Here is an 18,688-nt window from a genome sequence, read left to right as displayed (position 1 = left end):
TTCTTGTTATTATCTAATAAAACTACATTATTGAGCGTTTTGACTGACTTTAATTTGCAATAGGGTGGTCATCAACTAATTTAAATAACCAAAAATGTGAGAGATATTTGTTTAAGTTAAGCTTAATTAACCCAAGCTTAAACTGAATTTAACCAAACCAAATCTTAACCTTAACCTTAAATTAACTAAAATAATTGATCATAATTTTAGGGTTTTATGTACAATCCAACCTAAAAGTTAATTTTTTGATTCCCGAACCAGCAATAATTAGCGAAATGAGTATGCAGAATTTCCAATTCAAACTAAATCGATGGACAATCAGCGCTGGTTTAGCGGCAGTAGGAGCAGCCCTAGCTCTCACCATCCCGGCGGTTAATTCCCAAAGCCGCAATACTATCAAAATTGATGGTTCTAGCACCGTTTACCCAATTACAGAAGCAGTAGCGGAAGAATTTCAAAAGATAAATCGTCAGACACAAGTAACTGTCGGTATTTCGGGAACAGGTGGCGGTTTTAAAAAATTCTGTGCTGGTGAAACGGATATTTCTAATGCTTCTCGTCCAATTAAGGATTCTGAGCGTCAATTGTGCGCTAAAAATGGCGTTAAATTCTTAGAATTGCCGATCGCTTTTGATGCTTTAACAGTGGTAGTCAATAAACAAAATCCCCTTAATAGCATCAAGGTTTCTGAACTGAAAAAAATGTGGGAACCCGCTGCTCAAGGGAAGATCACTAAGTGGAATCAAGTTAATTCTAAATGGCCTAATGCCAACCTAAAACTGTTCGGACCAGGTGCTGATTCGGGAACATTCGATTACTTTACCGAGGCAATTGTCGGTGAATCGAAGAAAAGTCGCACCGACTTTACCCCCAGTGAAGATGATAACGTTCTAGTGCAGGGAGTTATCAGAGATCGTAACGCTTTAGGTTACTTTGGCTATGCCTATTATGAAGCAAATAAAGGTCGTCTGAAAGCCCTAGCCATTGATAACGGCAAAGGAGCCATATCTCCCTCAGCAGAAAATGTCAACAACGGCAAATATAATCCCCTCTCCCGTCCTGTTTTTATCTACGTTAATGCTAATGCGGCTAAACGTCCAGAGGTAAAAAGTTTTGTCGAATTTTTCATCAACAATGCTCCCAAATTAGTCCGGGAAGTTAAGTATGTTCCTTTACCCGCTAATGTCTATCAATCGGTAATGAGAAACTTTAGAAATAATAAAACAGGGAGTGTATTCGTTGGCCGAGATGTGGTGGGTTTAACCATCCAAGATATTGTTCGGCTAGAAGCTAAAGAATAGTTGCTTATCTGCCAATAAATGGAATGGGGAAGCGATTATCTTCCCCATTTTTGGAGTTGAATTAAAAAACCCAGCAACTAGATATTTAAAGCATGACTAAACCAGCAATTAAATCAGAGAGTGTCTGGATTCAGGCAGCTACTCCCAAAAAGATTCGCAACCTCAAAGAGACTATTATTGAAGTTATTCTATTTTTGGCGGCTTTTTCCTCTGTGGCCACCACTATCGGCATTATGGAGGTTTTGATTCTAGAATCCGTGCATTTTTTCGAGAAAGTTCCCCTGATTCAATTCCTAACCGATACGGTTTGGAGTCCGCTTTTTGCCGATCCTCGTTATGGTATTATACCGCTACTTTCGGGAACCTTAACCACTTCGATCGTGGCGATGTTTGTCGCTGTTCCTTTGGGAACAATTGCCGCTATTTATCTCAGTGAATTTGCCCCCCCGCGTCTGCGAGAAGTGGTTAAACCTTGTCTAGAATTATTAGCGGCTATACCGACAGTAGTTTATGGTTATTTTGCCTTTTTAAATGTCACACCTTTCCTACAAACTTTTTTGCCTGACTTGCCTTCATTTAATATGCTCAGTGCTGGTTTGGTCATGGGATTAATGATTATTCCCCTGATTAGTTCCATCAGTGAAGATGCCATGCGTGCCGTACCTTTGACCCTCCGGGAAGGTTCCTACGCTACCGGAGCAACTCGTTTACAAACTGCTTTAAATGTGGTTTTGCCTGCCGCTATTTCTGGTATTAGTGCCGCTTATATTTTAGGAGTTTCCCGGGCCGTGGGAGAAACGATGATTGTAGCGATCGCCGCAGGATTACAGCCAAATTTAACCTTCAATCCCTTTAGTGAAGCGGCCACCATTACCGCTTATATTGTTCAGGTTAGTTTAGGCGATTTACCCCACGGTTCGATCGAGTATCAATCAATTTTTGCCGCCGGTATTATGCTAGTCATTTTGACTTTAATCTTTAATATTATCGGTTATTTCCTCGCCAAAAAATATCGGGAGGTTTACTAATCATGGAAAAAGAACAATTATCGAATTTAAGAGCTAATATTGAAAGGCGCAAGCTGATTAGCACTGTATTTTCTGGCTTAGGGTTGTTGATTATTTTTGTTTCTACCCTAATTCTCTTTATCCTGATTGCCCAGATGATGATGGCAGGGTTGCCGCGCATTACCCCCCAGTTTTTTACTTCTTTTCCTAGTCGTCACCCTGAAGAAGCTGGTATTCTTTCCGCTTGGGTGGGAACCTTGCTAGTGATGTTGGTAACAGCCTTGATTGCGATTCCTCTCGGTATTGCGGCGGGAATTTATCTGGAAGAATATAGTAAGAAAAATTGGCTTTCAGCAATTATTGAGATTAACGTCACTAATTTAGCGGGTGTTCCCTCAATTATCTATGGTTTACTCGCCCTCGGTTTATTTGTCTATCAATTCAATCTCGGACAAAGTATTATTGCCGCCGGTTTAACCCTAGCTTTGCTGATCCTACCTGTGGTTATTGTCACCACCAGAGAGGCAATTCGGGCAATACCCAACAGTCTCCGGGAAGCGGCCTATGCCGTGGGAGCAAGTAGATGGCAAGTAGTCGCCGATCATATTCTTCCCTACTCCTTCGGTAGTATCCTAACCGGTGTGATCATCGGACTTTCCAGAGCGATTGGAGAAACGGCTCCCGTGATTACTATTGGTGCGCTCACGTTTATTGCCTTTCTACCCGATGCTCCTTTACAAGCAAATTTTCCCTTTATTAACTTTAATTGGCTAAAAGCACCCTTTACAGTTATGCCTATCCAGATGTTTAACTGGGTTTCTCGTCCAGAGCCAGAATTTGAAGTCAATGCAGCCGCCGCTGGTACAGTGTTGATTGTGATGACTCTCGGGATGAACGCTGTAGCTATCTATCTCCGCTATCGTTTCCGCAAAGGTATCAAATGGTAAACTCTATTTTTCCCTCGATGATGTCTAATATCAAAGAATTTCAACCAAAAGCCGAGGTGAGAAACCTTGACTTTTACTACGCTGGCACCAATAAACCCGCTTTGCGAAGTATCAATCTCACCATTCCCGAAAGACAAGTCACCTCTCTAATTGGCCCCTCTGGCTGCGGTAAAACGACGCTTTTGCGCTGTTTTAATCGAATGCACGACCTTTATGCCGCTAATCGCTACGAAGGGGGTATTTATATCGATACCGTCAATATTTTAGATCACAAGGTCGATCCGATCGAGGTGCGGATGCGGATTGGTATGGTTTTCCAAAAACCGAACCCTTTCCCGAAATCTGTTTACGAAAATGTCGCCTACGGTTTGCGGGTTAGGGGCGAAAAAAAACGGGAGTTTATCGATTATAAAGTAGAAGAAGCTTTGCGCGGTGCCGCTTTGTGGGATGAAGTCAAGGATCGTCTCAACACCAGTGCCTACGATTTATCGGGGGGACAACAACAACGTCTCTGTATTGCCCGCGCTTTAGTTACAGATCCTGAAATTATCCTCTTTGATGAACCCACTTCCGCTCTCGATCCAATCGCCACTAATAGTATAGAAGAACTAATTGGTAAATTAGAGGAAAAAGTTACCATTTTAATCGTCACCCACAGTATGCAACAGGCAGCCCGGATTTCTGATTACACAGCTTTTATGTATTTGGGTGAACTGATGGAGTTTGGACAAACTAAAATTATGTTTCAAGAACCAACTCACGAGAAAACAAAAGAATATATTAGCGGTCGATTTGGTTAAAAAATCGCAATTGTTTGGGGAGAGAAAGCAATTATCTCCCCAACGCTCTCCTCTAAAACTTGGCTTTTTGCCGCAATAATTCCGCTAGGGTGACATCAAATTGCGATTGTCCTCCGAAAACCGTTCCCACTTCACCGTTAAAGAAGGTGACTGTGGCTAAATGGTAATGTTCATCCGTTAGGGGGATATAACCGACTTCTTTAACAATACTCTCGGCATTATCGAGGTAATACTCCACAAATTCCTGTAAAGCTCGGCTTTTTTGCGCTTTCTCCGCATTGACGTAGATAAATAAAGGTCGAGCAAGGGGTTGATATTGGGAGTTAACTACGGTTTCTCTAGAGGGTACAATCGCCCCTTTACCGCTATCAATGCCTAAAGCTTTCAATTTTTGGGGATTTTGTTCATAATAAGCTAGTCCAAAGTAACCAAGAGCATTCGGATCTTGACTGACTCCCTGGACTAAAGTGTTATCATCCTCGCTGGCTACATAATCCTTACGACTAGCACCGGATTTACCGACCACAGCTTCGGTAAAATAGTCAAAAGTTCCGGAATCTTGGCCTGCACCAAAGAGATTTAGGGGTTTATTGGGGAATTCCGGTCTGATTTGATTCCAATTGGTAATTTTACCCTCAGCAGCCGGTTCCCACATTTTCTTTAATTCTTCTAGGGTAATGCTATCAATCCAGTTATTTTCCTGATTAACGACTACAGTTAAGGCATCAAAAGCCACGGGTAATTCAATATATCTTACGCCATAGCGATTACACAGGGACATCTCATCGGCTTGAATCGGTCGAGAGGCATTACTAATATCAGTTTTTCCTTCGCAGAATTCCCGAAATCCCCCTGAGGTTCCCGAAAATTTTACGCTCACTTCTGCTGTACCCGGTTGACTGCTTTTGAATTTCTCGGCCACGGCCTGGGTAATCGGGTATACGGTACTAGAACCATCAATTTTAATTGATTTATTAGCTGGAGATTCCCCTATGCCACAGGCCGGCAGTAGGCTAATTATCAAAATACTTAACGCAGAAAATACCATTTTCACAGAATTTTTGTCGCTTTTACTCATTGTCTCTGTCCCCGTTATCAGTCAATAACTACATAATATCATTTCAAAAAAAGTTGATATATATAATTAAGAATTCTAAAGTTGAATGTTATCGAAAATACATCAAACTGATGGACAAAAGGACAACAAAAACGTTTATCTGTAGGGTCTGATACTAAATCCGTTGAGTATGCGCTACATATCAGGACAGGCAAAAGGCAAAAGGCAAAAGGCAAAAGGCAAAAGGCAAAAGGCAAAAGGCAAAAGGCAAAAGGCAAAAGGCAAAAGGCAAAAGGCAGCTTTGTTCTCCCCACTTCCCCACTTCCCCACTTCCCCACACCCTACTTCCCCACTTCCCGCTCCTATAACCCAACCCCCTAAACCATAACGCTGCCCGATTTTGCTAGGATAAGAAATGTAACAAGAATCTTTCTTAACAGTCGGATAATTCATGGGCAACGATACCATCACCTTACTCTCTCCCCGGGAAATTGAAAAAATGCGTCGAGCCGGACGATTAGCGGCTAAACTGTTAGACCATCTGGCCGATATGGTTAAACCGGGGGTAAGTACCCTAGAAATCAATGACGAGGCAGAACGTTGGACCTGCGCCCATGGAGCCAAAAGTGCGCCCCTAGGATACCATGGCTTTCCTAAGTCCATATGTACTAGCATTAACGAGGTTATCTGTCACGGCATCCCCAGCGCCGATCAAATCCTCAAAGACGGCGATATTATTAACATTGATGTCACCCCGATTTTAGAAGGTTATCACGGCGATACCTCCCAGACTTTCTTTGTCGGTACTCCCTCCCCCTTGGCCAAAAAGTTAGTGGAAGTGACTAGAGAATGTCTGCAAAGAGGCATAGATGCGGTGCAGCCGGGGGGTAAAATCGGCGATATCGGCGCCGCTATCCAAGAATACGCCGAAGGAGAGGGATTTTCAGTGGTTAGAGATTTTGTCGGTCATGGTATCAGTAATGTTTTTCACACCGGTCCGCAGGTTCCCCACTACGGCATTCGCGGCAAAGGCAAAACAATTCGCCCCGGCATGGTATTCACCATTGAACCAATGATTAATGAGGGAACCTGGCAACATATTGTCTTAAAAGACGGTTGGACTGCTATTACTAAAGATGGTAAGCTTTCGGCCCAATTTGAACACACCATCGCCGTCACCGAAACTGGTGTCGAAATCCTCACTTTACCCGATTAAATTTAGGGAACAGGAAACAGGGAATGGGAGAATGGGGAAATAGGGAAGTTTCAACGGGAGCATCTCACCTTTGTAACCCCTAAATCAGGTTTTTATGTCAAGCTATTTTGAAAGCCTTGCTAGAAACCAGTTTTATGGATAAGTATAATTACTCACTTGTATAAATGAGATGCTCCCAGTTTCAACTAATACCCCAAAACCCCCCGCAACGCGCACGAAGTGGTCACCCACCTCCCCACTGATAACTGATAACTGATAACTGATAACTGATAACTGATAACTGATAACTGATAACTGATAACTGATAACTGATAACTGAATATATGCAGTATCGTCGTTTCGGTCGCACTAATCTACAAATGCCGGTGTTTTCCTGTGGGGGAATGCGCTATCAATTTCAGTGGCAGGATTTGCCAATGTCGCAAATTCCCGACGAGAATCAAGGCAATTTAGAGGCAATCATTAATAAATCTCTGGAAGTGGGGATTAATCACATCGAAACCGCTAGGGGTTACGGCACTTCCGAGATGCAATTGGGCAAAATTTTGCCGCAACTACCGAGGGAAAAGATTATCGTGCAGACGAAAGTTTCTCCTAGTCAAGATGTGCGGGAATTTCGCCGTAAATTTGAGCAATCCCTGCAATTTTTACGGTTAGATTATGTGGATTTGTTGGGTATCCATGGCATCAACACGGCTGAAATTCTCGATGACACTATGGCCGAGGGCGGTTGTTGGCAAGGGGCGAAAAAATTACAGCAACAGGGAAAAGTTCGTTTTATCGGTTTCTCCACCCATGCACCAACTGATGTAATTGTCAAGACTATTGCAACAAATTGTTATGATTACGTCAATTTGCACTGGTACTATATTTTTCAGAATAACTGGCCAGCCATAGAAGCGGCAAAACAGCACGATATGGGCGTTTTTATCATTAGTCCCTCCGATAAGGGCGGCCATCTCTACAATCCTCCCCCTAAGCTCGTCGCGCTCTGTTCTCCTCTCAGTCCGATGGTTTTTAATGACCTATTCTGTCTCAGTCATCGGGCCGTTCATACCCTGAGTATCGGTACTGCGCAAGCCAGAGATTTTGATGAACACCTGAAAACTTTACCCTTACTCGATCGATCCGAGGAGATTTTACCGGCAATTATCGAGAGATTGCAAGGAGAGATGATCAACTGTTTAGGCGATAATTGGGTAAAAACTTGGTCTTTGGGTTTACCTAGCTGGGAAAATACCCCCAATCACATCAATATTCGTTCTATCCTCTGGTTACGCAATCTCGCTATCGCCTACGATATGATTGACTTTGCCAAGGCCAGATACAATCTCTTGGGGAATGGGGGTCATTGGTTCCCCGGTCAACAGGCAAAAGAGGTGGAAAAACTCGATTTAACTGCCTGTTTAGCCGCTAGTCCCCACGCTGATAAAATTCCCTATCTTCTCGCCGAAACTCATCGATTATTGTCGGGAGAGACGGTACAACGCTTAAGCAGTAGTTAAAATTCGATGCCGGGTTGCGCTTTCACTCCCTGTTGACGAAAGGGATGTTTAATTAACTTCATTTCCGTGACTAAATCCGCTATCTCGATTAATTCGGGTAAAGCTCCTCTACCAGTGAGAATAACGTGACAATTAGCGGGTTTTCGGGCTAAACCAGCGATAACTTCCTGAATATCCAGATAGCCGAATTTAAGGGCGATATTGATCTCATCGAGTAAAATTAATTTATATTGGGGATTTTCGAGAAAAGTTAGGGCTTTTTGCCATGCTTCTTGGGCTTTCTCTATATCTCTTTCTCTATCTTGAGTTTCCCAGGTGAAACCTTCCCCCATTGCATAAAACTCGATTTGTTCCCCCCAAACACTAAAAATCTTTTGTTCGGCAGGTTCCCAAGCACCTTTGATAAATTGTACCACCGCCACTTTGTAACCATGACCGAGGGAACGTAAAACCATACCGAGGGCTGCCGTGGTTTTTCCCTTACCATCGCCAGTATTAACGATAATTAAACCTTTTTCAGCAATTTTTTCGGCTAAACGTTCCTCTTGGATAACCTTGCGGCGCTGCATTTTTTCTTTGTATTGTTCGGGAGTTAGTTGCATTCGGGTCTGTCCAGTCAAATCAAGATAATTGTAACTCAAGGGGTTATCGATCGCTGTTTGCAGATTTTAACCGGCTAAATTGTCTGGGGGTTGATGCCTAATTCTCGTAATTTTGCCGCTAATCTTTCCTTAGCTTGTCGTTCTTGTTCTTTTTCTAAAAGAGCCTGTTCTTTTGCCTGTCTTTCCTGTTCCCTTTCTAGAAGAATCTGTTCCTTTTCTGAAAGAATCTGTTCCTTTTCTAAAAGAATCTGCTCCTTTGCTTGTCTTTGCTGTAATTCAGCTTCTTGGGGAGTGGGAACCAGTTGACCATCGACGGTAAAATAACGCAGTTTCCCGTCAAATATGCCTAAATATAATCCTAACTGTTCACTCCATAGATAACCCTGCTCATTGGCAGAAATAGCTTGATATTGTCCCTCAATTAGTCTAAATCCCTGCCATTCTAAGGTATTAGGATCGAACCAAAAATAATTAGGAGTGCGAAAAGTATTTTGGTAGAGAATTTTCTTTTTATTGCGGTCAATATTGGCCGTAGAATCGGAAAGAATCTCGACGATTACATTGGGATATTTTCCCTGTTCTCCCCAAACCACCCAACTTTTGCGGGGACGTTTTTCTGTATCTAAAACCACAAAAAAATCAGGACCGCAGAAATCCCGCTTTTTCAGTTGTTCTTCGTTATAGTAGATAGTCAGATTACCGGAAGCGTAGTAATCGTTTTTCTCTTGCCATAATAATTCTAGACAACTGAGGAGAATTATGATCTGTTGCAGGTGTAAATCACTTTCCAAGGGTGGTTCATCACTCCATAAATCGGTGGGGGGACAGGTGACTTCTGGTAAAATGTCGAGAGTTGTCATAGTTTTTCCCCTGGCTGGGACATTGATCTAATTATAACAGCTATGAGAAATTATCAATTAGGAATTAGGAATGGGGAATTTTAACTGGCTAAATTGTCTGGGGGTTGATGCCTAATTCTCGTAATTTTGCCGCTAATCTTTCCTTAGCTTGTCGTTCTTGTTCCTTTGCCTGTCGTTCTTGTTCTTTTTCTAAAAGAGCCTGTTCTTTTGCCTGTCGTTCCTGTTCCTTTTCTAAAAGAATCTGTTCCTTTGCCTGTCGTTCCTGTTCCCTTTCTAAAAGAGCCTGTTCTTTTGCCTGTCGTTCCTGTTCCCTTTCTAAAAGAATCTGTTCCTTTGCTTGTCTTTGCTGTAATTCAGCTTCTTGGGGAGTGGGAACCAGTTGACCATCGACGGTAAAATAACGCAGTTTCCCGTCAAATATGCCTAAATATAATCCTAACTGTTCACTCCATAGATAACCCTGCTCATTGGCAGAAATAGCTTGATATTGTCCCTCAATTAGTCTAAATCCCTGCCATTCTAAGGTATTAGGATCGAACCAAAAATAATTAGGAGTGCGAAAAGTATTTTGGTAGAGAATTTTCTTTTTATTGCGGTCAATATTGGCCGTAGAATCGGAAAGAATCTCGACGATTACATTGGGATATTTTCCCTGTTCTCCCCAAACCACCCAACTTTTGCGGGGACGTTTTTCTGTATCTAAAACCACAAAAAAATCAGGACCGCAGAAATCCGGCTTTTTCAGTTGTTCTTCGTTATAGTAGATAGTCAGATTACCGGAAGCGTAGTAATCGTTTTTCTCTTGCCATAACAATTCTAGACAACTGAGGAGAATTATGATCTGTTGCAGGTGTAAATCACTTTCCAAGGGTGGTTCATCACTCCATAAATCGGTGGGGGACAGGTGACTTCTGGTAAAATGTCGAGAGTTGTCATAGTTTTTCCCCTGGCTGGGACATTGATCTAATTATAACAGCTATGAGAAATTATCAATTAGGAATTAGGAATTAGGAATGGGGAATTTTAACTGGCTAAATTGTCTGGGGGTTGATGCCTAATTCTCGTAATTTTGCCGCTAATCTTTCCTTAGCTTGTCGTTCTTGTTCCTTTGCCTGTCGTTCTTGTTCTTTTTCTAAAAGAGCCTGTTCTTTTGCCTGTCGTTCCTGTTCCCTTTCTAAAAGAATCTGTTCCTTTGCTTGTCTTTGCTGTAATTCAGCTTCTTGGGGAGTGGGAACCAGTTGACCATCGACGGTAAAATAACGCAGTTTCCCGTCAAATATGCCTAAATATAATCCTAACTGTTCACTCCATAGATAACCCTGCTCATTGGCAGAAATAGCTTGATATTGTCCCTCAATTAGTCTAAATCCCTGCCATTCTAAGGTATTAGGATCGAACCAAAAATAATTAGGAGTGCGAAAAGTATTTTGGTAGAGAATTTTCTTTTTATTGCGGTCAATATTGGCCGTAGAATCGGAGAGAATCTCGACGATTACATTGGGATATTTTCCCTGTTCTCCCCAAACCACCCAACTTTTGCGGGGACGTTTTTCTGTATCTAAAACCACAAAAAAATCAGGACCGCAGAAATCCCGCTTTTTCAGTTGTTCTTCGTTATAGTAGATAGTCAGATTACCGGAAGCGTAGTAATCGTTTTTCTCTTGCCATAATAATTCTAGACAACTGAGGAGAATTATGATCTGTTGCAGGTGTAAATCACTTTCCAAGGGTGGTTCATCACTCCATAAATCGGTGGGGGGACAGGTGACTTCTGGTAAAATGTCGAGAGTTGTCATAGTTTTTCCCCTGGCTGGGACATTGATCTAATTATAACAGCTATGAGTCATACTATTAGGGGTCGAGAAGGTCGTCACCGACCTCCCCTCCCATTCAGAACCGTGCATGAGACTTTCACCTCACACGGCTCCTAGTTTGACTGTTCCCTTGTTAAGGATACAACTTGACATCTTTTTGTTGACCTTGTATTATCTGCATTAACATCGGGTGATGTCGAATTAGATGATTTTAGGCTTCCATCAGATGCCGATTTATCATCGTGACAGTGGCGGTGTAGTAATTGAAGGTTTTTATATTCATCCTTCCCGCCTAAGCTGAGAGGGTGAATGTGGTCAACTTCAATTAAATCCGATGGGGTAAAATACTGCCCACATCGGCTACACTTGCCTTGTTGCTTCTTAAGTAGTTTGGCTACTCTAGTCGGTGTGTCAATTGCTTGTCCTCTTCTGGTCGCCCAGTAAGTCCAATTTCCGTCGTAGGGTGAAGCGTCGGGGCGAACTAAGGTATGTCTGACAATTGGTGTCCAATTATGTTTCCATAAATAGAAACCGTCTTTGGTTTTGAATAACCAAGATTCGTGTCTTTCTTTCCCATTGCTGAGTTTAACTGTACCCGGTCTAAAATATTTTCTCAGCTTTTCGTAGTTCGTTTTACCGCATCTTGATACTGTCCATGCCCTTAACATTAACCAGACTGTATGGTCTAATTTATTGAAGGTATCTGACGATAAGTAGTCATGCAAAATTAATTACCCAAATAAAAAATTAAGAAGTATAATACATGAAGAAACGAAGTAGCAGGAAAATACAATGAGATTTATTAGAGACCTAAACCCCGAGAGCCAGAAAATGCTAGAGAGAATTTATCGAGCTAGTAAACATCATCAAGTAAGAGAGCGAGCGAAATGTATACTCTTAAGTTTTCAGGGAACCACGATAGAAGAATTGAGCGGAATATTTGGAGTTACGAGAAAGACCATCTATAATTGGTTGACGGCTTGGGAAGATAGAAAACTAATTGGTTTTTATAATCGTCGAGGAAGAGGGAGAAAACCTAAATTGACAGAAGCACAAAGCCAACAAGTTATTGACTGGGTAAAAGAAGAACCAAAAAGCTTAAAAAAAATCCAGATCAAAATTGTAGAAGAATGGAAATTAACCGTAAGCAAAGACACGATAAAAAGACTGATAAAAAAAATCAACATGAGGTGGAAAAGGGTGAGAAGAGGGGTGGGCAAAACCCCTGATGAGTGGGAGCTTGAGGTCAAATTACCTATTTTAGAAGAACTCAAAAAACAGGAAAAAAGAGGAGAGATTGAGATAGGATATTTGGATGAAATGGGATGGGATTCAAAGCCTTGCATTCCTTACGCTTGGCAAGAAGAAAAAACCACAATAAAGTTACCACCAATTGAAGGTAAAAGACTAAATATTTTAGGAATAATGAAACGAGATAATCAATTATTTTATGAGACACAGGTGGGAACAGTTACTAGCGAGATAGTTATCAATTTTCTGGATAAATATTGCCAAAATATACAGAAAAAAACGGCTCTTCGTTACTTGTTATGGTTCGATAGGGGGGCATAAATCGACTAAATCCTTATCTGGCAAGAGACTTAATTGATTAGTTCGCTCTAGATAAAAAACAATTGACAAAAATCGCTAAATGCCTTTCTCTATAAGGGTTCCATCCCTTATAACCCCCATCCATTGCATAACACAAACCGAAGAGCCAAAAAAACTGTCATAATAATTGACCAAGCTTCCATTCATACCAGCGATGCATTTATGGAGAAACTTGAGGAATGGGAAAAGAAAAACTTGAAAATATTTTGGTTGCCAACTTATTCACCTCATTTAAATTTAATTGAAATATTATGGAGATTTTTAAAATATGAATGGATTGAATTTAGTGCCTATAAAGACCGAAAGAGCCTCCTCGCTTACGTTAAAAAAGTGCTGGACAATTTTGGAGGCGAGTATGTAATTAATTTTGCCTAGGTACTTACTACTCCTGAGTAGTAGTTAGCCCAACCTCTAATGATTGGGTTTAGGTGTCTAATCAGGGCTGATTGAGGTGCTGTTTTGTGTTTTTTGATTACACCTTTTATCGCTTCTGTGTGGGCTTTAACTGCTTTTTGGCTAGGTTTAATGTGGGTTAGGAATGTTTTAGGTATTCCTTTCGTTATTTTCCCAGATTTGTATTTTCCGGCTGGGTATTGTCTGATATTGAATCCTAGAAAGTCAAAACCGGGTTCTTCCGTTTTCCCATTATATGGTTCTTCGTTACTTGGTATGATTCGATATGGGGGCATAAATCGACTAAATCCTTATCTGGTAAGAGATTTAATTGATTAGTTCGCTCTAGATCAAAAACAATTGACAAAAATGGCCAAATGCTTTTCTACATAAGGGTTCCATCCCTTATATCCCCCGTCCATTGCATAACACAAACCGAAGAGCCCATTATATTCAATGGGTTTGAGTGTGTGACACACTCTGGTTTTTTCTGGTTTGAGTTCTAATCCAATAGGCTTTAGCCATTCAGAAATGGCAGTTTGGCACTGTTCAATGATTTCGAGTGATGGTGAAATCACTACAAAATCATCGGCATATCTTATTAAAAAAGCTTGATTTCTATCCCTCTTTTTAGGGAATAGTATTTCAATTAATCTTGCCATTCCATCCAGTGCGATGTTGGCAAGTAGTGGACTTATTACCCCTCCTTGAGGTGTCCCTGTTTCTGTTTCTTCAAATACGCCGTTGTCCAATACTCCTGCTTTAAGCCATTGTTTAATATCTCTTTTCAAGGAACTTGGACAATGAATTTTGGACAGTAAAAGGTCGTGATTAATTCGGTCAAAACATTTGGCAATATCAGCATCTAATACAAAGTAATTACCTTTATTGATGGTTGAGAATATCCTTGATATTGCGTCCTGGGCAGACCTTCCGGGTCGGAAACCGTAGCTGGTTCCTTCCATTTTTGACTCCCATTCTGGTTCGAGTGCCGATTTATACTTTGCACGGCTACAACTTGCATTTTTTACTCAAGGACAATAATATAGTTTAAGAGTCATAATTAGAAGCAAAGCACTCATTAAAAACATGATTAACCTAGAATTCACGGAAGAAGAAAAGAACTCACTGTATTATGAAAGATTTCATCATCCCCATCCCCGGGTTCAACTGAAGATGGAAGTTCTCTGGTTAAAAAGCCAAAAGATACCGCACCAAAAAATTTGTCAGTTAGCAGGAATCTCGCCAAATACCTTATTAACCTATCTTCGAGATGAGCAAGAGGGCGGAATAGAAAAATTAAAAGAAATCAACTTCTATCGCCCTAAAAGTGAATTAGAGTCTCAAAAAGAAACCCTCAAAAAATACTTCGAGAAAAATCCACCAGCCACAATAAATGAAGCTGTATATAGGATAGAAGAATTGACGGGAATAAAACGAAGTCCTACCCAAGTGAGAAAATTTTTAAAATCAATGGGAATGAAATGTTTAAAAGTAGGTTCTCTTCCTTCTAAAGCTGACCCAGATGAACAAGAGGACTACAAAGAAAAAAAGCTAGAACCCAGACTAAATGAGGCTAAAGAAGGAAAAAGGGCTGTTTTTTTTGTTGATGCCGCTCACTTCGTCATGGGAGCATTTCTCGGTTTTGTTTGGTGTTTTGAGAGACTTTTTGTTAAGTCACCGAGCGGGCGTAAACGCTTCAATGTTTTAGGAGCATTAAATGCAATAACTCATGAAGTTATTCTGGTAACATATGAAACTTATATTACGGCAAATTAAGTCTGTGAACTCCGGTCAAAAATAGCTGCTTTAGGACTAATGATTCCCATCACTCTAGTCTTAGATAATGCCCGCTATCAAAAATGTAAAATTGTTGAAGAATTGGCTCTTTCTTTGTCAATAGAACTGCTCTATCTGCCGTCTTATTCACCTAATCTAAATTTAATTGAAAGGCTGTGGAAATTGGTCAAAAAGAAATGTTTATATGGTAAATATTATGAAAACTTTTCTGACTTTTCTTCAGCCATTTATGAATGTTTGAATGATGCCCATTTGAAACATAAAAAAGAACTGGATTCCTTGCTGACTCTACGATTTCAGAAGTTTAATAAATCTCAGATTATGAACGTCTAAAGTATAATTAACGCTTGTCTAGCTCTGTCTTTGATGGTTGGTATTCCTAGTGGACGTTTTTCATCCCTGCCGGGTTTAGGAATCCATACCCTTCTTAACGGTTTTGCTTTAAGTGTTCCTTTGATTTCTTCGGTTAGATTTAGCCTTTGTTCTGGGGATACTGCTATCATTCCATCGACTCCTGCTGTTTTCTTTCCTTGATTGTCTTGGGTTACTTTGCGTACTGCTAATAGACGAGCGTAGTATGATTTCACTAATAGACGTTGCAACTTTCTAACCTTTGCACCCTGTCCCGATTTAGCCGCTTGGTATATCCTCTTTTGGAGCTTGAAAACGTATCTTTGGACTTTCGCCCAATTGATAGCTTTCCATACATTCGTAGTCTTAGTGGTTTTCGGTTTCCCGAACCCTTTACTTTCTCTCGCTTTCGTCATATAGACTCCTACTAGACTCTATCCTTACAATCAAACCGTAACCTGTTAGCATATTCTGACTATTACTGTCAGGCGTTGGCTTTTGGTTACATCTCACACCCTTGAAGGCTTGCGCTTACACTTATTACTACTGAGTATTTCGACCGATACTCAGAGCCTAAAAGGGTTTATTACGTTCCGTTTATATGGGCATTCCATCTTTAGATTTGTCCTATCCACCGGGGTACTTTAAAGGTCTGTGTGGGTGTGGATTCAAAAACCCTTACTTTTCCCCTTGTTCTTTTGAACGCAGTGTGTCAACCTATTTCACTACTCAATGATAACGATGGTTCAGGTCGGACATTTGGCTCACGCCTAATCATGGATGGTTGGCAGTGGTCTCGGTATGGATGTTAGGTAACACATCTCTCGCCTTCCGTTCCCCGCTTCAGTCCCAGAGTTGTGACTTCTGAATCTAGGGGTGGCTATCGCCGTTACTCTCACCTTTGTAGCAATTTAGGACTTACGCATTGACAGGATTTTCGTAATATGCATTTGAACTTCAGACTATTCTTGCCAAATTATTGAGGTCAAGGAAGTTGGACTCTAAATTATTAACAATAAAAGAGCGGATGACCTCAGTAAATAACTCCCTTTGTAAAGAATACCAATTGACAATTTGCGCTTTAAATCGGAGTAATTCTAATTGTACGAATCCCCGAATGGCACAAAATATGTGAGTTCTTATGGCCTGACTCTCTCTCACTTGAAAGCGCTCAATATTACACACTTGCTTTAACGCTCGATGGTACTGCTCAATTCCCCCATGTTGGTCGTGAATCTTTTTAAATTCTGACCAATCGATTGAGGATAGTTCCTGAAGGTTCGGAACGAACATAGTATAGTAACGAAATTCGTTTTTGAAGACCGTTCTAAATACCTTGACTTGCCCCACTTGTTTCAGGTAAACAATTAATCCATCGGTGGGAATATCTAAGCTTTGAACTTGAACATATTTTCCTCCTCGTTCAACCGAGACTGACCGATTCGCCTCCAGAGCAAATAGACCCCCAAATTCCTTGTCTTTAAGAACATTCAGGTTTTCTTTAGAAGCGTACCAACTGTCTCCAGTAACTATCGATGGCTTCAGTCCCCAAGCTTTTACTTCTGCCAACATCTCTAAAAAATATTCATGTTTTGTCTTTCCTTCCTGTTTATTAACAATTCGGTAATTGACAGGAACTGACACCCCCTTAAGGTCAGTATAATATAAGGTAACAACGTTAATTCCTTTGACTGTTTTTTTAGGTTTGCCTGACCAAAAATAATCGATTAACTCAGCTTTCTTCGGGTCACTATAAAGCTTGTCAACTACCATGTCATCGACACTGAGTGTCCCCCCTTCAAGCTCGATTTGAGAAGCTACTTCATCAAACAAATCCTTGGAGGTATAGTTCTCCCGCCACAAGAAACGATTGACGCTGTCATGGGACAAGTCCTCCAAAATCCGAAGCTCACCGAACACAGCTTATATATTTAGGCTCACAGAGCAAAAATAAGGTGTAAATTTGGAGATTGCACTTGGCGGTACTTGGCTTGGTAATCGTTCTCATGAGCTGTCTTGTCAGAAGAGACTCTCTTCGATGAGGAAATCAAATCTGAGAGGGTTTTGTCAAGAGGTCAGGCGATAAATTGTATCCTTAGCTACCAAAATTAGAGGATGCAAATTTGAGCCTTTTTGTCAATGCGTAAGTCCTACAATTGTAGATAATTGTTACAAAGTGTATTGACCTTGAGTCCCCTTGCCTAGTTTGGTATCGATGTGATACTAAACGTCGGGACATATAAACAGTTATAAGGTTGGTCAGGGTTGACCTATTAGATTCAGTCAGGGGACTGAAGACTTTACTAGGCGGTTATTTCAGGTATTTCAACCTTATTTCATTCCTAAACGTTTCGCACCATCTTTCCTCTTCTGATCTGACAACGCCGATTATTTTTTCCCTTGCAGTAAACCAAAACGAATTAAACCCGACTCGTAACCGCGCCGCATTAACCCTAAAGATAAGGCCCCTTGGATAGTAGTATAACCGCTTGCTAACAAACCTGCGATCGCATCTGTGGTTAGGGCCGAATCAATCACCACATCCCAAAAAGCAGCCACCGATAGGGACCAATCATCGGTTTTTAGGTCTTGAAAGCCAACTTCACGGGCAATATCGGCGTATTCTGGCAAAGAAATCACATATGGCAGACAATAAACCTGATAAATCTCGTTTAATAGTTTAATCTCTCCTTCCGTTAAATTACCGGCCAGGGAAGTGGTGGGACGATGACACCAAGTAGCCATCAAAAAAGTCCCCCCGGGCTGCAAAACCCGATAACATTCCCGCAGAAATTGCCTTTTATCGGGCATATGTTCGCCACTTTCCAAAGACCAGACCAGATCAAAATTATTCTCAGGAAAGGGGGTTTTTAGGGCATCAGCTACACAAAAACTGACTTTTTCTTCTAAATTGAACTCTTGCGCTCTTTGGCTGGCTCTAGCGGCTTGTACCGGGGATAGAGTAATCCCCACCGCTTGGCTGTGAAATTTTTCGGCCAGATAAAGACTACTGCCACCAATGCCACAACCGACATCGAGAATCTGATTAGCACTGGTGACATTTCCCCAAGTTAATAATTCTTCTATTAAATCAATTTGTGCCTGACGGCGATCGAGTTTAATCTTGCCACCGCGACCGTAGTAACCATGGTGCATATGTTCGCCCCAAATCCTTTCCCACAGTCCACTAGAGGAGTCATAAAAATCGGCTATTCGTTGATCAAGTTCCATGGTGATTTCCTAGTTAAGAGAGGCACTCTTGCCAGAGATTAGCCAGATATGTTATACCAAATCCTGTTGAAAAAGTACGGGAAAGTGGGAAGTGGCAAGTGGGTTTTCAAAGTTCGATGTGTTTTACTTTATCTTAATATCATTCGATCTGTTTTACTTTATCTTAATATCATAGGTTCCGATTTTTGCAAGA

15 protein-coding genes and 6 pseudogenes are annotated in these 18,688 nt (G+C 41.1%); 8 read left to right on the top strand and 13 right to left on the bottom strand.

Annotated elements, in window-relative coordinates; genetic code table 11:
* Positions 1–275: 275 nt before the first annotated feature.
* From VL20_RS16755 to pstB, 4 genes are all read left to right on the top strand, one after another.
* The gene (locus tag VL20_RS16755) at positions 276–1,301 is read left to right on the top strand and encodes a PstS family phosphate ABC transporter substrate-binding protein (protein WP_081417876.1); all 1,026 of its coding nucleotides are present in this window, start codon (positions 276–278) and stop codon (positions 1,299–1,301) included.
* Positions 1,302–1,393: 92 nt separating this feature from the next.
* The gene (gene pstC / locus VL20_RS16750) at positions 1,394–2,329 is read left to right on the top strand and encodes a phosphate ABC transporter permease subunit PstC (protein WP_002745948.1); all 936 of its coding nucleotides are present in this window, start codon (positions 1,394–1,396) and stop codon (positions 2,327–2,329) included.
* 2 nt (positions 2,330–2,331) lie between these two features.
* Positions 2,332–3,255 carry a phosphate ABC transporter permease PstA gene (gene pstA, locus VL20_RS16745; RefSeq protein WP_002745947.1) on the top strand — a complete coding sequence of 308 codons (924 nt, stop codon included), beginning with the start codon at positions 2,332–2,334 and terminating at the stop codon, positions 3,253–3,255.
* Positions 3,249–4,055, top strand: a complete 807-nt coding sequence (gene pstB / locus VL20_RS16740) for a phosphate ABC transporter ATP-binding protein PstB (RefSeq protein ID WP_072926451.1) — start codon at positions 3,249–3,251, stop codon at positions 4,053–4,055. The genes pstA and pstB overlap by 7 nt, the downstream gene beginning before the upstream one ends.
* Positions 4,056–4,107: 52 nt before the next feature.
* On the opposite strand, the gene VL20_RS16735 is transcribed toward pstB, so the two are convergent.
* Both VL20_RS16735 and VL20_RS29155 read right to left on the bottom strand, forming a co-directional pair.
* A complete protein-coding gene (locus tag VL20_RS16735; protein WP_052277162.1) occupies positions 4,108–5,133 on the bottom strand; it encodes a PstS family phosphate ABC transporter substrate-binding protein in 1,026 nt (341 codons plus the stop codon).
* Between the two features lie 174 nt (positions 5,134–5,307).
* Entirely contained in the window at positions 5,308–5,565 is a 258-nt protein-coding gene (locus VL20_RS29155; protein ID WP_128575242.1) for a hypothetical protein, read from the bottom strand.
* On the opposite strand from VL20_RS29155, the gene map reads away from it, so the two are divergent.
* On the top strand, positions 5,564–6,328 hold the full coding sequence (gene map / locus VL20_RS16725) for a type I methionyl aminopeptidase (RefSeq protein WP_052277160.1): 765 nt from the start codon (positions 5,564–5,566) through the stop codon (positions 6,326–6,328). The genes VL20_RS29155 and map overlap by 2 nt on opposite strands.
* 223 nt (positions 6,329–6,551) lie before the next feature.
* On the opposite strand, the gene VL20_RS32905 is transcribed toward map, so the two are convergent.
* Positions 6,552–6,677: a hypothetical protein gene (locus tag VL20_RS32905; protein WP_284525832.1), complete on the bottom strand. Its 126-nt coding sequence runs from the start codon at positions 6,675–6,677 to the stop codon at positions 6,552–6,554.
* Between VL20_RS32905 and VL20_RS16720 the strand changes: the two genes are divergently transcribed.
* A complete protein-coding gene (locus tag VL20_RS16720; protein WP_052277159.1) occupies positions 6,652–7,833 on the top strand; it encodes an aldo/keto reductase in 1,182 nt (393 codons plus the stop codon). The genes VL20_RS32905 and VL20_RS16720 overlap by 26 nt on opposite strands.
* Here the strand turns inward: VL20_RS16720 and cobO are convergent.
* The 5 genes and pseudogenes from cobO to VL20_RS16695 all read right to left on the bottom strand — a co-directional run.
* Entirely contained in the window at positions 7,830–8,435 is a 606-nt protein-coding gene (gene cobO, locus VL20_RS16715) for a cob(I)yrinic acid a,c-diamide adenosyltransferase (RefSeq protein ID WP_002789509.1), read from the bottom strand. The two genes, VL20_RS16720 and cobO, sit on opposite strands and share 4 nt — an antisense overlap.
* Before the next feature lie 74 nt (positions 8,436–8,509).
* Positions 8,510–9,295, bottom strand: a complete 786-nt coding sequence (locus VL20_RS16710; protein WP_052277158.1) for a Uma2 family endonuclease — start codon at positions 9,293–9,295, stop codon at positions 8,510–8,512.
* 88 nt (positions 9,296–9,383) lie between these two features.
* Positions 9,384–10,231 (bottom strand): annotated as a pseudogene (locus VL20_RS16705) (Uma2 family endonuclease).
* Between the two features lie 95 nt (positions 10,232–10,326).
* A complete protein-coding gene (locus tag VL20_RS16700; protein ID WP_052277157.1) occupies positions 10,327–11,091 on the bottom strand; it encodes a Uma2 family endonuclease in 765 nt (254 codons plus the stop codon).
* A 131-nt stretch (positions 11,092–11,222) separates the two neighbouring features.
* Positions 11,223–11,822 (bottom strand): annotated as a pseudogene (locus VL20_RS16695) (HNH endonuclease); the annotation flags it as partial.
* 79 nt (positions 11,823–11,901) lie between these two features.
* On the opposite strand from VL20_RS16695, the pseudogene VL20_RS33810 reads away from it, so the two are divergent.
* Positions 11,902–13,095: pseudogene (locus VL20_RS33810) on the top strand (IS630 family transposase).
* Here the strand turns inward: VL20_RS33810 and VL20_RS33805 are convergent.
* Both VL20_RS33805 and VL20_RS16675 read right to left on the bottom strand, forming a co-directional pair.
* Positions 13,092–13,193: a group II intron maturase-specific domain-containing protein gene (locus VL20_RS33805; protein ID WP_369800477.1), complete on the bottom strand. Its 102-nt coding sequence runs from the start codon at positions 13,191–13,193 to the stop codon at positions 13,092–13,094. The pseudogene VL20_RS33810 and the gene VL20_RS33805 overlap by 4 nt on opposite strands.
* Positions 13,194–13,463: 270 nt before the next feature.
* Positions 13,464–14,078: a reverse transcriptase domain-containing protein gene (locus tag VL20_RS16675; RefSeq protein WP_369800409.1), complete on the bottom strand. Its 615-nt coding sequence runs from the start codon at positions 14,076–14,078 to the stop codon at positions 13,464–13,466.
* A 124-nt stretch (positions 14,079–14,202) separates the two neighbouring features.
* Here VL20_RS16675 and VL20_RS29145 point away from each other — a divergent pair.
* A pseudogene (locus VL20_RS29145) lies at positions 14,203–15,246 on the top strand (IS630 family transposase).
* A gap of 5 nt (positions 15,247–15,251) precedes the next feature.
* Here the strand turns inward: VL20_RS29145 and VL20_RS16665 are convergent.
* The 3 genes and pseudogenes from VL20_RS16665 to VL20_RS16655 all read right to left on the bottom strand — a co-directional run.
* Positions 15,252–15,680 (bottom strand): annotated as a pseudogene (locus VL20_RS16665) (reverse transcriptase N-terminal domain-containing protein); the annotation flags it as partial.
* A gap of 541 nt (positions 15,681–16,221) precedes the next feature.
* Positions 16,222–17,272: pseudogene (locus VL20_RS16660) on the bottom strand (IS701 family transposase).
* A gap of 380 nt (positions 17,273–17,652) precedes the next feature.
* Entirely contained in the window at positions 17,653–18,495 is an 843-nt protein-coding gene (locus VL20_RS16655) for a methyltransferase domain-containing protein (protein ID WP_052277154.1), read from the bottom strand.
* Positions 18,496–18,688 lie beyond the last annotated feature (193 nt).

The organism is Microcystis panniformis FACHB-1757 (assembly GCF_001264245.1).
GTDB classification, from domain to species: Bacteria; Cyanobacteriota; Cyanobacteriia; order Cyanobacteriales; family Microcystaceae; genus Microcystis; species Microcystis panniformis.
Note: the sequence above shows the minus strand (reverse complement) of the source record. Positions and strands in the feature narration are given on the sequence as shown.

What these genes read in the sequence shown, in the direction of transcription:
- VL20_RS16755 (WP_081417876.1), top strand. Translation starts at nt 276, where the DNA reads ATGAGTATGCAGAATTTCCAATTCAAACTAAATCGATGGACAATCAGC.
- pstC (WP_002745948.1), top strand. Translation starts at nt 1,394, where the DNA reads ATGACTAAACCAGCAATTAAATCAGAGAGTGTCTGGATTCAGGCAGCT.
- pstA (WP_002745947.1), top strand. Translation starts at nt 2,332, where the DNA reads ATGGAAAAAGAACAATTATCGAATTTAAGAGCTAATATTGAAAGGCGC.
- pstB (WP_072926451.1), top strand. Translation starts at nt 3,249, where the DNA reads ATGGTAAACTCTATTTTTCCCTCGATGATGTCTAATATCAAAGAATTT.
- VL20_RS16735 (WP_052277162.1), bottom strand. Translation starts at nt 5,133, where the DNA reads ATGAGTAAAAGCGACAAAAATTCTGTGAAAATGGTATTTTCTGCGTTA.
- map (WP_052277160.1), top strand. Translation starts at nt 5,564, where the DNA reads ATGGGCAACGATACCATCACCTTACTCTCTCCCCGGGAAATTGAAAAA.
- VL20_RS29155 (WP_128575242.1), bottom strand. Translation starts at nt 5,565, where the DNA reads ATGAATTATCCGACTGTTAAGAAAGATTCTTGTTACATTTCTTATCCT.
- VL20_RS16720 (WP_052277159.1), top strand. Translation starts at nt 6,652, where the DNA reads ATGCAGTATCGTCGTTTCGGTCGCACTAATCTACAAATGCCGGTGTTT.
- cobO (WP_002789509.1), bottom strand. Translation starts at nt 8,435, where the DNA reads ATGCAACTAACTCCCGAACAATACAAAGAAAAAATGCAGCGCCGCAAG.
- VL20_RS16710 (WP_052277158.1), bottom strand. Translation starts at nt 9,295, where the DNA reads ATGACAACTCTCGACATTTTACCAGAAGTCACCTGTCCCCCCACCGAT.
- VL20_RS16700 (WP_052277157.1), bottom strand. Translation starts at nt 11,091, where the DNA reads ATGACAACTCTCGACATTTTACCAGAAGTCACCTGTCCCCCCACCGAT.
- VL20_RS16675 (WP_369800409.1), bottom strand. Translation starts at nt 14,078, where the DNA reads ATGGAAGGAACCAGCTACGGTTTCCGACCCGGAAGGTCTGCCCAGGAC.
- VL20_RS16655 (WP_052277154.1), bottom strand. Translation starts at nt 18,495, where the DNA reads ATGGAACTTGATCAACGAATAGCCGATTTTTATGACTCCTCTAGTGGA.